This window comes from Pseudomonas sp. H3_E07 (assembly GCF_054668895.1).
In genome coordinates, this window is record NZ_CP162795.1 from 1,344,574 (window position 1) to 1,357,099 (window position 12,526).

Annotated in this window: 9 protein-coding genes; 1 reads left to right on the forward strand and 8 read right to left on the reverse strand. The window is 59.8% G+C overall.

Going from position 1 to position 12,526, the window contains the following annotated elements; all coding sequences use genetic code 11:
- Window positions 1–24: 24 nt before the first annotated feature.
- On the forward strand, window positions 25–921 hold the full coding sequence (locus AB4O08_RS06140; RefSeq protein WP_010212436.1) for a LysR substrate-binding domain-containing protein: 897 nt from the start codon (window positions 25–27) through the stop codon (window positions 919–921).
- 129 nt (window positions 922–1,050) lie between these two features.
- Here AB4O08_RS06140 and ispD read toward each other — a convergent pair whose 3' ends face one another.
- From ispD to dnaE, 8 genes are all read right to left on the reverse strand, one after another.
- Entirely contained in the window at window positions 1,051–1,758 is a 708-nt protein-coding gene (gene ispD / locus AB4O08_RS06145; RefSeq protein ID WP_010212439.1) for a 2-C-methyl-D-erythritol 4-phosphate cytidylyltransferase, read from the reverse strand.
- On the reverse strand, window positions 1,755–2,033 hold the full coding sequence (ftsB, locus tag AB4O08_RS06150; RefSeq protein WP_003231201.1) for a cell division protein FtsB: 279 nt from the start codon (window positions 2,031–2,033) through the stop codon (window positions 1,755–1,757). Before ftsB ends, ispD begins: the two co-directional genes overlap by 4 nt.
- 184 nt (window positions 2,034–2,217) lie before the next feature.
- Complete coding sequence (gene eno, locus AB4O08_RS06155) at window positions 2,218–3,507, reverse strand: phosphopyruvate hydratase (protein WP_460114757.1); 1,290 nt, start codon at window positions 3,505–3,507, stop codon at window positions 2,218–2,220.
- A gap of 157 nt (window positions 3,508–3,664) precedes the next feature.
- A complete protein-coding gene (kdsA, locus tag AB4O08_RS06160; RefSeq protein WP_010212442.1) occupies window positions 3,665–4,510 on the reverse strand; it encodes a 3-deoxy-8-phosphooctulonate synthase in 846 nt (281 codons plus the stop codon).
- Window positions 4,511–4,515: 5 nt separating this feature from the next.
- Window positions 4,516–6,147, reverse strand: a complete 1,632-nt coding sequence (locus AB4O08_RS06165) for a CTP synthase (RefSeq protein WP_010212443.1) — start codon at window positions 6,145–6,147, stop codon at window positions 4,516–4,518.
- A 273-nt stretch (window positions 6,148–6,420) separates the two neighbouring features.
- Window positions 6,421–7,740 (reverse strand): tRNA lysidine(34) synthetase TilS, encoded by a 1,320-nt coding sequence (gene tilS, locus AB4O08_RS06170; protein WP_457244165.1) that lies wholly within the window; start codon window positions 7,738–7,740, stop codon window positions 6,421–6,423.
- A 174-nt stretch (window positions 7,741–7,914) separates the two neighbouring features.
- Window positions 7,915–8,862: an acetyl-CoA carboxylase carboxyltransferase subunit alpha gene (locus AB4O08_RS06175; RefSeq protein ID WP_010212445.1), complete on the reverse strand. Its 948-nt coding sequence runs from the start codon at window positions 8,860–8,862 to the stop codon at window positions 7,915–7,917.
- Window positions 8,863–8,999: 137 nt separating this feature from the next.
- Window positions 9,000–12,521: a DNA polymerase III subunit alpha gene (gene dnaE / locus AB4O08_RS06180; protein WP_042570667.1), complete on the reverse strand. Its 3,522-nt coding sequence runs from the start codon at window positions 12,519–12,521 to the stop codon at window positions 9,000–9,002.
- Between the last annotated feature and the right edge of the window lie 5 nt (window positions 12,522–12,526).

The following is a 12,526-nucleotide window of genomic DNA, read 5'->3' on the forward strand; positions in this document are numbered from 1 at the left end:
TATTGCTGTACAGGGACAATCGACGTGCTTGAGAACCGCTGGGAAGGTATCGATGAGTTTGTCGCCGTGGCCGAATGCAGCCAATTCACGGCCGCGGCAGAGCGACTGGGAGTGTCGTCGTCTCACATCAGCCGGCAGGTGGCGCGCCTGGAAGAACGCCTGCAAACACGTTTGCTGTACCGCAGTACGCGCAAGGTGACCCTGACTGAAGCGGGCCAGACCTTCCTGCAACATTGCCAGCGCCTGCAGGACGGTCGCGAAGAAGCCTTGCGCGCGGTCGGCGACCTCACCAGCGAACCCAAGGGCATGTTGCGCATGACCTGCGCCGTGGCTTACGGCGAGCGCTTTATCGTGCCGCTGGTCACGCGGTTCATGGGGCTCTATCCGCAGTTGCGGGTGGATATCGAGCTGAGCAACCGCCAGCTGGACCTGGTACACGAGGGCCTCGACCTGGCGATCCGCCTGGGGCGTCTACAGGATTCGCGCATGGTCGCCAGCCGCCTCGCACCTCGGCGCATGTACTTGTGTGCATCACCGTCCTACCTCGCTCGGTACGGTCGGCCGCATAGCTTGTCGGAATTGAGCCGGCATAACTGCCTGATCGGCAGCTCGGATATCTGGCAACTGGCCCAGGACGGGCGGGAATTTTCCCAGCGCGTGCAGGGAAACTGGCGCTGCAACAGTGGGCAGGCTGTGTTGGATGCGGCGTTGCAGGGCGTGGGATTGTGCCAACTGCCGGACTATTACGTGCTGGAGCATCTGCACAGTGGCGCGTTGGTGTCGTTGCTGGAGGCGCATCAGCCGCCGAATACGGCGGTATGGGCGTTGTATCCCCAGCAGCGGCATTTGTCGCCGAAGGTTCGCAAGCTGGTGGATTTTTTGAAGGTAGGGTTGGCTGAAAAGCCGGAGTACAGCGGTTGATTACTCAGTGTTTGCACTGGCCTCTTCGCGAGCAAGCCCGCTCCCACACTTGGCCGCGTTTCCCCAGTGGTAACACGGTCAGAGGTGGGAGCGGGCTTGCTCGCGAAGGGGTCGACTCGATGTCACTGACTACCGCCGGTTCGCCCACCGCAACCGTAACCACTCCAAATCCTCCGGCCGGGTCACCTTGATATTGTCCGAGCGCCCTTCAATCAGGCGCGGAGCCTGGCCGGACCATTCCATGGCCGAAGCTTCATCGGTAATCACGGCATCGGCCACCAGGCTGTCAGCCAAAGCACGATGCAAAGCACCCAGGCGGAACATCTGCGGTGTATAAGCCTGCCAGATCAGGCTGCGATCGACGGTCTCGACCACACGACCGTGCTTGTCGACGCGCTTGAGCGTGTCGCGGGCCGGCACGGCCAGCAAGCCGCCCACCGGGTCATCCGCCAGATCAAACAGAAGTTTGTCGAGGTCTTCACGACTCAAATTGGGGCGCGCAGCATCGTGCACCAACACCCAATCGTCATCGCTGGCACCTAGGGCATTGAGCTGCAGCAACGCATTGAGCACAGACCCCGAACGCTCGTCGCCTCCGTCCGCACGCACAATGCGTGGGTCGTTGGCGCAAGGCAGGTTTGGCCAATAAGGATCATCTACAGCAAGACTGACCACCAACCCTTTAAGGTCTGGATGATCAAGAAAGCAGCCAAGGCTGTGTTCGAGAATAGTGCGCCCGCCCAACTGCAAATATTGCTTGGGACGGTCCGCGGCCATACGGGCACCGACGCCCGCGGCAGGAATCACGGCCCAGAAGGCCGGCAAACTGCGATTCATTGGGCCAACTGGTAGAGGGTTTCGCCCTCCTTGACCATGCCCAGTTCATGACGGGCCCGCTCTTCAACGGTCTCCGTACCTTTTTTCAGCTCAAGCACTTCGGCATCGAGGACGCGGTTGCGCTCCAGCAAGATCTCGTTTTCGGCGTGCTGTGCAGCAATTTGCTCGGTCAGGTCTTTTACCTGCGCAAAGCTGCCATTACCCACCCATAGGCGGTACTGCAGGCCAGCCAGCAACAAGAGCAAGACGAGGAACAACCAATTGGGACTGCGCATCGAATATCGGGTATCCAGTGAAAAAAGACAGCCATTCAAAACTTTTGAAACAACTGATAGCACGAAGCCTGGAAGAACCAGGCTTGTGCTTGATAGCCATCAGATTAGCGTCGAAATACACACTGTCGTGAGTTTTCCGACGCAATCCGCCGACTTTTTAGCATGTTTTACCATCAAGTAGCGATCAGCCGCGAAACTCGCCGCGACCGTTGTACTTGGCCTTGCCTGCCAGTTGCTCTTCGATACGCAGCAATTGGTTGTACTTGGAAACACGGTCGGAACGGCACAGGGAACCGGTCTTGATCTGGCCCGCCGAGGTGCCCACGGCCAGGTCGGCAATGGTCGAATCTTCGGTTTCGCCGGAGCGGTGGGAGATCACGGCGGTGTAGCCCGCAGCCTTGGCCATCTGGATCGCTTCCAGGGTTTCGGTCAGGGTGCCGATCTGGTTGAACTTGATCAGGATCGAGTTGGCGATCTTTTTATCGATGCCTTCTTTCAGGATCTTGGTGTTGGTCACGAACAGGTCGTCGCCCACCAGTTGGATTTTCTCGCCGATCTTGTCGGTGAGGATTTTCCAGCCGTCCCAGTCGGACTCGTCCAGGCCGTCCTCGATCGAGATGATCGGGTAGCGCTGGGTCAGGCCCTTCAGGTATTCCGCAAAACCTTCGGAGTTGAACACTTGGCCTTCGCCGGACAGGTTGTATTTACCGTCCTCGTAGAATTCGCTGGCCGCGCAGTCCAGGGCCAGGGTCACGTCGGTGCCCAGCTTGTAGCCAGCGTTGGCCACGGCTTCGGAGATCACTTTCAGTGCATCTTCGTTGGACGCCAGGTTCGGTGCGAAACCACCTTCGTCACCCACGGCAGTGCTCAGGCCACGGGCCTTCAGTACGGCTTTGAGGTGATGGAAAATCTCGGTGCCCATGCGCAGGCCTTCGGAGAAGGACTTGGCACCCACCGGCTGCACCATGAATTCCTGGATGTCGACGTTGTTATCGGCGTGCTCGCCACCGTTGATGATGTTCATCATCGGCACCGGCATCGAGTACACACCCGGAGTACCGTTCAGGTTGGCAATGTGCGCGTACAGCGGCAGGTCCTGGTCCTGGGCAGCGGCCTTGGCAGCGGCCAGGGACACAGCGAGGATAGCGTTGGCGCCCAGGCTGCCTTTGTTTTCGGTGCCGTCGAGCTTGATCATCGCGTGGTCCAGGGCTTTCTGGTCCAGCGGGTCCTTGCCCACCAGAAGGTCACGGATCGGGCCATTGATGTTGGCTACCGCCTTGAGTACACCCTTGCCCAGGTAACGGCTCTTGTCGCCATCACGCAGTTCCAGCGCTTCGCGCGAACCGGTAGAAGCACCGGACGGCGCGCAGGCGCTGCCGATGATGCCGTTATCGAGAAGCACGTCGGCTTCGACGGTGGGGTTGCCACGGGAGTCGAGAACTTCACGACCTTTGATGTCGACGATTTTTGCCATTGTTGTAAACACTCCAAAGTTGACGAAAACGACGCAGCTGAAGGGAATCTTTTGACCGACCGCAAGGGTGGAACAACGGGGCAGGCTTGCAGGCGACAAGGCTCAGGCCCGCAGGCCTGAGCGTAAAGCGTGGGAAAGTCTACCGGAGAAACGACGCTTACGCGGTCTCTACCGTCGGAAAACTCTTGACCAGTTCGTCCAACTGCTTGAGCTGGGCCAGGAATGGCTCCAGTTTGTCCAGGCGCAGGGCGCATGGGCCGTCGCATTTGGCGTTGTCCGGATCCGGGTGGGCTTCCAGGAACAGGCCCGCCAGAGACTGGCTGATGCCCGCCTTGGCCAGGTCCAGTACCTGGGCACGACGCCCGCCAGCGGAGTCGGCGCGACCACCGGGCATTTGCAATGCGTGGGTCACGTCGAAGAACACCGGGTATTCGAACTGTTTCATGATGCCGAAACCGAGCATGTCCACCACGAGGTTGTTGTAGCCGAAGCTCGAACCCCGCTCGCAGAGGATCAACTGGTCGTTACCCGCTTCCACGCACTTGTTCAGGATGTGTTTCATCTCCTGGGGCGCGAGGAACTGGGCTTTCTTGATATTGATCACAGCGCCGGTCTTGGCCATCGCAACGACCAGGTCGGTCTGGCGCGACAGGAAGGCCGGCAACTGGATGATGTCGCACACCTCGGCGACCACGGCAGCCTGTTCAGGCTCGTGGACGTCGGTGATGATTGGCACGCCGAAGGCTTGCTTGATGTCCTGGAAGATCCGCATGCCTTCTTCAAGGCCCGGGCCGCGATAGGAGGTCACGGACGAACGGTTGGCCTTATCGAAGCTGGCCTTGAATACGTAAGGGATACCGAGTTTCTCGGTGACCTTTACGTACTCTTCACAGACCTGCATCGCCATGTCGCGGCTTTCCAGCACGTTCATGCCGCCAAACAGCACCATGGGCTTGTCGTTGGCAATCTCGATGTCGCCTACGCGAATGATCTTCTGGGCCATCAGGGTTACGCCTTCTTCTGATGTTGCGTCAGTGCTGCTTTGACGAAACCGCTGAACAACGGGTGACCGTCGCGCGGCGTCGAGGTGAACTCAGGGTGGAACTGGCACGCCACGAACCACGGATGATCCGGCGCCTCAACCACTTCAACCAACGCGCCATCACCGGAGCGACCGGAGATTTTCAGGCCAGCCTCTTTGATCTGCGGCAACAGGTTGTTGTTCACTTCGTAGCGGTGACGGTGACGCTCGACGATCACGTCCTTGCCGTAGCAGTCGTGAACCAGCGAGCCCGGCTCCAGCAGGCAGTCTTGCGCGCCGAGGCGCATGGTGCCGCCCAGGTCGGAGGCTTCGGTACGGGTTTCGACCGCGCCGGTGGCATCTTCCCACTCGGTGATCAGGCCCACGACCGGGTGGCCGCTCTTGCTGTCGAACTCGGTGGAGTTGGCGTCTTTCCAACCCAGCACGTTTCGGGCGAACTCGATGACGGCCACTTGCATGCCCAGGCAGATACCCAGGTACGGCACCTTGTTCTCGCGAGCATATTGAACAGCCGTGATCTTGCCTTCCACGCCACGCAGGCCGAAACCGCCTGGCACGAGGATAGCGTCCACACCTTCGAGCAGCGCAGTGCCCTGGTTCTCGATGTCTTCAGAGTCGATATAGCGCAGGTTGACCTTGGTACGGTTGCTGATACCGGCGTGGCTCATCGCTTCGATCAGCGACTTGTAAGCGTCCAGCAGCTCCATGTACTTGCCGACCATGGCGATGGTGACTTCATGCTCAGGGTTGAGCTTGGCGTCGACCACGGCTTCCCACTCGGACAGGTCCGCGCCATTGCATTGCAGGCCGAAACGCTCGACCACAAAATCGTCCAGGCCTTGGGAGTGCAGGATGCCCGGGATTTTGTAGATGGTGTCGGCGTCTTCCAGCGCGATCACCGCACGTTCTTCAACGTTGGTGAATTGCGCGATCTTGCGACGCGAGGAAATGTCGATCGGGTGATCGGAGCGGCATACCAGCACGTCCGGCTGCAGGCCGATGGAACGCAGTTCCTTGACCGAGTGCTGGGTAGGCTTGGTTTTGGTTTCGCCGGCCGTGGCGATGTACGGCACCAACGTCAGGTGCATCAGCATCGCGCGCTTGGCGCCGACTTCGAAACGCAGCTGGCGGATGGCTTCGAGGAACGGTTGGGATTCGATGTCACCCACGGTGCCACCGATCTCGACCATCGCCACGTCGGCATCGCCTGCACCCTTGATGATGCGGCGCTTGATTTCGTCGGTAATGTGCGGGATCACCTGGATGGTTGCACCCAGGTAGTCACCACGGCGCTCCTTGCGCAGCACGTGCTCGTAGACACGGCCGGTGGTGAAGTTGTTGTTCTGGGTCATGGTCGTGCGGATGAACCGCTCGTAGTGGCCCAGGTCCAGGTCGGTCTCGGCGCCGTCGTGGGTGACGAACACTTCACCGTGCTGGAACGGGCTCATGGTGCCCGGGTCAACGTTGATGTACGGGTCCAGCTTGAGCATGGTGACCTTAAGTCCCCGCGCCTCCAGGATGGCCGCCAATGAAGCGGAGGCAATGCCTTTCCCCAATGAAGAAACAACACCGCCCGTGACGAATATGTAGCGCGTCATGAAAAACCCTAGAAGTCTGCGTTAAAGCGGTCCGAGCCGCCGGGGAAAGCGAAGGAAGGCCGAAGCCCCCGATCACCTGCATTAATCACAGTGCACCTTTCAAAAAAACCGCCGCGTTGTGACAGACCAGCAATGGAACACCGGTACGTTGATCGCTACACATTTTTTGGAATCGCCCAGCAAAGACTGCTTGGTAATCGGCAACTGCTGCGATTCAGTTGAATCCACAGAAGTTGTATCAAGAAGGGAGCGTAGTCTACCGGAAAGGCTCTATCAGCTCAAACCTTGATCGCAGGTCTGTGGCATCCAATGTAATTGCCGGTCATCCGTTGAGCTGGCCCATGCCCCCGCGACGGTTGGGACAGCCAGCAATTGCTCGCCCCGATAGACCAGCGGCAATCTGCCACGGACGAAGCCCGGCAAACCACTTTCATTCAGCAGGCGCTTCAGGTCGCGCCGGCCTCGACCTGGCACTTCGACGATTTCGCCCCCCTGGCGATAGCGGATCACCAATGGGCATTCGGGGACGTTGCCGATAAATCTCAGCTGACCGTTGCCCGGTAACTCTAGTGGGTTTTGCGGATCGGGCCAGCGCACCGATGCGTCAGAAAACGCCGACCACGCTGAAGGTAACCACCAGATGCGCTCACCACAACGATGCAGTTGTCCGTCGGCCAGGTGCCACACGGGTTGTGCATCGCCTTTGGCATCACGCAGGGCATACCAACTGGCCCAGTGGTCGGTGTCAGGCATTCGAGTCAGCGGAGCCAACCAATGCCGCAAGGCATTGCACTGGCGGGCATCGGAAAGTTCTCGTAATGGCGCAAGCGCCAATGAAGGCAAAGGCAACCAGGCAAACGCTGAAGGCTGATCGGCAGCCCGCAGATCCATCTGCGCCAACTCGTCAAGCAGACCCTGTGCCTCGGCCAAGTGTTCGGCCGTGCGCGCCAGGCTGGAGACTGCCTGGGGCCAGCGTTGCGTCAGGGTCGGGAATACATGATGGCGCAGGTAATTGCGGGAAAAACGTGGATCGGCGTTGGAGGGATCTTCGATCCACTTCAATTGATGCTGGTGGGCGTAGGCCTCCAATTCACCACGGGAGGCATTCAACAATGGCCGTACCACATGCCCGCCCGACAATGGGCGATACCCAGGCATGGCCGCCAACCCTCGCACCCCTGCCCCGCGCAAGAGACGAAAGATCAGGGTTTCGGCCTGATCGTCGCGATGCTGGCCGGTGAAAAGCACCTCCCCTGCCCCTATTACCTGCATGAACGCCTGGTAACGCGCATCGCGGGCCGCACGTTCAAGGCTCGCACCAGGACTGACTTGCACGCGCATGACCCGCAAGGGCACGCCCAGGCTGTCGCAGACCGATTGGCAATGCGCGGGCCACGCATCGGCAGCAGCTTGCAGGCCATGGTGGATATGGACGGCACTGAGAACAGGCAGATTTTCAAGTTTGGCCAGCGAGGCCAGAAGGTGCAACAGGACGGTGGAGTCGAGACCGCCGGAGAATGCGATATGCCAGGCCGGCGCGTTGCGCCAGGGGGCCAGGGTGCGCAGGAGTGTGGCCGGCAGGGTTGGTTTCATCACACGTCACCGCCGCAAAGCTGGAATACGTTCGTCAGCATACACAAAACAAATGTGGGAGCCGGCCTTGCCCGCGATGCAGGCACCTCGGTCTATCAGTGATACCAAGGTGATGCTATCGCAGGCAAGCCAGCTCCCACACAAGCCGACTCCCACATTGGGTACAGCGTCGGCTTAGAGACCGTAGCTCATCAGACGCTCGTAACGACGAGCCAGCAGCGCTTCGTTATCCAGCTTCTTGAGCATCGCCAACTGCGAACCCAGTTCAGCGCGGATAGTCGCGGCAGCCGCAGCCGGGTCACGATGGGCACCGCCCAGAGGCTCGGCGATCACTTTGTCCACGATACCCAGGCCTTTGAGGCGATCGGCGGTGATGCCCATGGCTTCGGCAGCGTCCGGCGCTTTTTCGGCGGTTTTCCACAGGATCGAGGCGCAACCTTCCGGCGAAATCACCGCGTAGGTCGAGTATTGCAGCATGTTCAGCTGGTCGCAGACGCCGATGGCCAGAGCGCCGCCGGATCCCCCTTCACCAATCACGGTGGCGATGATCGGGGTTTTCAGGCGGGCCATGACGCGCAGGTTCCAGGCGATAGCCTCGCTCTGGTTGCGCTCTTCAGCGTCAATACCTGGGTAGGCACCCGGGGTGTCGATGAAGGTCAGGATCGGCATCTTGAAGCGCTCGGCCATTTCCATCAGGCGGCACGCCTTGCGGTAGCCTTCAGGACGCGGCATGCCGAAGTTGCGGCGGACCTTCTCGCGCACTTCACGGCCTTTCTGGTGACCGATCACCATCACCGGCTGATCGTCCAGGCGAGCGATACCGCCCACGATGGCCGCGTCGTCGGAGAAGTGGCGGTCGCCGTGCAACTCGTCGAACTCGGTGAATATGTGCTGAATATAGTCCAGCGTGTACGGACGGCGCGGGTGGCGGGCCAGGCGCGCGATCTGCCAACTGGTCAGCTTGCCGAAGATGTCTTCGGTGAGCGAGCTGCTCTTGTCTTGCAGGCGAGCGATCTCATCGCCGATATTCAGCGAATTGTCATTGCCGACCAGGCGCAGCTCTTCGATCTTGGCTTGCAGGTCAGCGATCGGCTGTTCGAAATCAAGAAAATTCGGGTTCATAAGCGTCCGTCTTGGGTCGACGGCCAGGGAGTGCCTGGCCAGCCGGTTGTCTGTTCGCGCCCTACCTTAAGGGAGAGGCGCGTCCAGGTCGAGATTAAATGTTTCGTCGAGAACAGGCGAATTGCGGTGCCTGGCCGTCAACGGTATTGGAGGAAGACGTTGTCACGGCCGAACTGGTCACGCAATGCTTGAATCAAGCCATCAGCCGGATCGATTCGCCAGGTCTCCCCAAACTGCAACATGGCCTTGGCGTCACTGCCGGTGTACTCCATGGTCACCGGGCACGCGCCACGGTGGCGTTTGAGCAACTCACCCAACCAGCGTAGCTGATCGCCCTTGAGCGCCTCGGTTTTCACCTTCAAGCGCAGGCTTTCGGCCAGATTGGTGCGCGCGTCTTCCATGCTCATCACCCGCTTGATCCGCAGGCGCAGGCCGCCGGAGAAGTCATCGTTGCTGACCTCCCCTTCCACTACCACCATGGCGTCGGTCTGCAACAGCGACTGCGCGGAGTGGAACGCGTCGGCGAACAGCGAGGCTTCGATGCGCCCCGAACGGTCGTCGAGGGTGATGAACCCCATCTTGTCGCCCTTTTTATTCTTCATCACCCGCAGGGCGATGATCATGCCGGCGACGGTCTGGGTATCCCGCGCAGGTTTCAGGTCGATGATTCGCTGACGGGCGAAACGGCGGATTTCACCTTCGTATTCGTCAATCGGGTGGCCGGTGAGGTACAGGCCCAGGGTGTCTTTCTCACCCTTGAGGCGCTCCTTGAGCGTCAGCTCCTTGGCCTTGCGATGGTTGCCATATACATCGGCATCCTCTTCGACGAACAAACCGCCAAACAGATCGGCGTGGCCGCTGTCGTGGGTACGGGCGGTTTGTTCGGCGGCCTTGATCGCTTCTTCCATGGCGGTGAGCAATACCGCACGGTTCCGGTCGATATTCGCTTGGTAAGCCTTGGGCTCGTCGTAAAAATACGGGCCGAGACGGTCGAGCGCACCGCTACGGATCAGACCATCGAGGGTCCGTTTGTTGATGCGCTTGAGGTCAACCCGCGCGCAGAAGTCGAACAGATCCTTGAAGGGTCCGTCCTGGCGCGCTTCGGTGATGGCTTCCACCGGGCCTTCACCCACCCCCTTGATCGCGCCCAACCCATAAATAATGCGGCCTTCGTCATTTACCGTGAATTTGAACTCCGAGGCGTTCACGTCCGGTGCGTCGAGACGCAGCTTCATGGTGCGCACTTCCTCGATCAAGGTCACGACCTTGTCGGTGTTGTGCATATCCGCCGAGAGTACCGCCGCCATGAACGGCGCCGGGTAGTGCGCTTTCAGCCAGGCGGTCTGGTACGACACCAGGCCGTACGCGGCGGAGTGGGATTTGTTGAAGCCATAACCGGCGAATTTTTCCACCAGGTCGAAAATGTTACCGGCCAGGTCCGCGTCGATATTGTTGGTCGCGCAACCCTCAATGAAACCGCCGCGCTGCTTGGCCATCTCTTCGGGTTTTTTCTTACCCATGGCTCGACGCAGCATGTCCGCGCCGCCGAGGGTGTAGCCGGCCATCACCTGGGCGATCTGCATCACCTGTTCCTGATACAGGATGATGCCGTAGGTCGGCGCCAGTACTGGCTTGAGGCCTTCGTACTGATAGTCGGAGTGCGGATACGCCAGCTCGGCGCGACCGTGCTTACGGTTGATGAAGTCGTCCACCATGCCGGACTGCAGCGGACCCGGACGGAACAGGGCCACCAGTGCGATCAAGTCTTCCAGGCAGTCGGGCTTGAGCTTTTTGATCAGCTCTTTCATGCCCCGCGACTCAAGCTGGAACACCGCCGTGGTTTCGGCTTTTTGCAGCAAGGTGTAAGTCGGTTTGTCGTCCAGCGGGATAAACGCGATATCCAGCGGCTCTTCATTGACCTTGGCGCGGTCGCGGTTGATGGTCTTGAGCGCCCAGTCGATGATCGTCAGGGTTCGCAGGCCAAGGAAGTCGAACTTCACCAGGCCGGCCGCCTCCACGTCGTCCTTGTCGAACTGGGTGACCAGGCCGCCGCCTTCCTCATCGCAATAAATCGGCGAAAAGTCGGTGAGTTTTGTAGGCGCGATCACCACACCGCCGGCGTGTTTACCGACGTTACGCACCACGCCTTCAAGCTTGCGGGCCATGTCCCAGATTTCGGCGGCCTCTTCATCGATCTTGATGAAGTCGCGCAGGATCTCTTCCTGCTCGTAGGCTTTTTCCAGGGTCATGCCGACTTCGAACGGGATCATCTTCGACAGACGATCCGCCAGGCCGTAGGACTTGCCCTGAACGCGCGCCACGTCGCGAATTACAGCCTTCGCCGCCATGGAACCGAAGGTGATGATCTGGCTTACCGCGTTGCGGCCGTATTTCTCGGCCACGTATTCGATCACGCGGTCACGGCCGTCCATGCAGAAGTCGACGTCGAAGTCGGGCATGGAAACCCGTTCCGGGTTCAGGAACCGCTCGAACAGCAGGTCATATTCCAGCGGATCCAGGTCGGTAATCTTCTGCACGTAGGCCACCAGCGAGCCGGCACCCGACCCCCGGCCCGGCCCTACCGGTACGCCGTTGTTTTTGGCCCACTGGATAAAGTCCATTACGATCAGGAAGTAACCGGGGAAGCCCATCTGGATGATGATATCCAGCTCGAAATTCAGCCGATCGACATAAACCTGGCGCTTGGCCTCGTAATCTTCGGTGGTGTCCTTGGGCAGCAGGACGGAAAGACGCTCCTCCAGACCATCAAACGACACCTTGCGGAAGTACTCATCGATGGTCATGCCATCGGGAATCGGGAAGTTGGGCAAAAAGTGTTTGCCCAGCTTCACTTCGATATTGCAGCGTTTGGCGATTTCGACGGAGTTTTCCAGGGCCTCGGGCAGGTCGCTGAACAGCTCGGCCATCTCCTCCGCGCTCTTGAGGTACTGCTCTTCGCTGTAGTTCTTGGAGCGGCGCGGGTCATCCAGGGCCCGGCCTTCACCGATGCACACGCGGGTTTCGTGGGCCTCGAAATCTTCCTTCTTGATAAAGCGCACGTCGTTGGTGGCGACCAGTGGCGCCCCCAGCTTGTCGGCCAGGGCCACGGCGGCGTGCAGGTGCTCTTCATCGTTGGGGCGATTGGTGCGCTGGACTTCCAGGTAAAAGCGATCGGGGAAGACCTGCATCCACTCCTTGGCCAGTACTTCAGCTTCCTGGGGGTTGCCACCCAGCAGCGCGATACCGATCTCGCCCTCTTTGGCGGCCGACAGCATGATCAGGCCTTCGCTGGCCTCGGCAACCCATTCGCGCTCGATGATGATCGAACCATTGCGCTGGCCATCGATGAAACCGCGGGAAATCAGTTCGGTAAGGTTGCGATAACCCACGCCGTTCATCGCCAACAGGCTGATACGGCTCAGGGGGTTATCCGGGTCTTTGTTGGACAGCCACAGGTCAGCGCCGCAGATCGGCTTGATACCGGCGCCCATGGCGTTCTTGTAGAACTTGACCAGGGAACACATGTTGTTCTGATCGGTCACCGCGACCGCAGGCATGTTCATACCCACCAGGGTTTTGACCAGCGGTTTGATCCGTACCAGGCCGTCGACCAGGGAGTATTCAGTGTGCAGGCGTAGGTGAACGAATGAAGCCGGCATAGTGA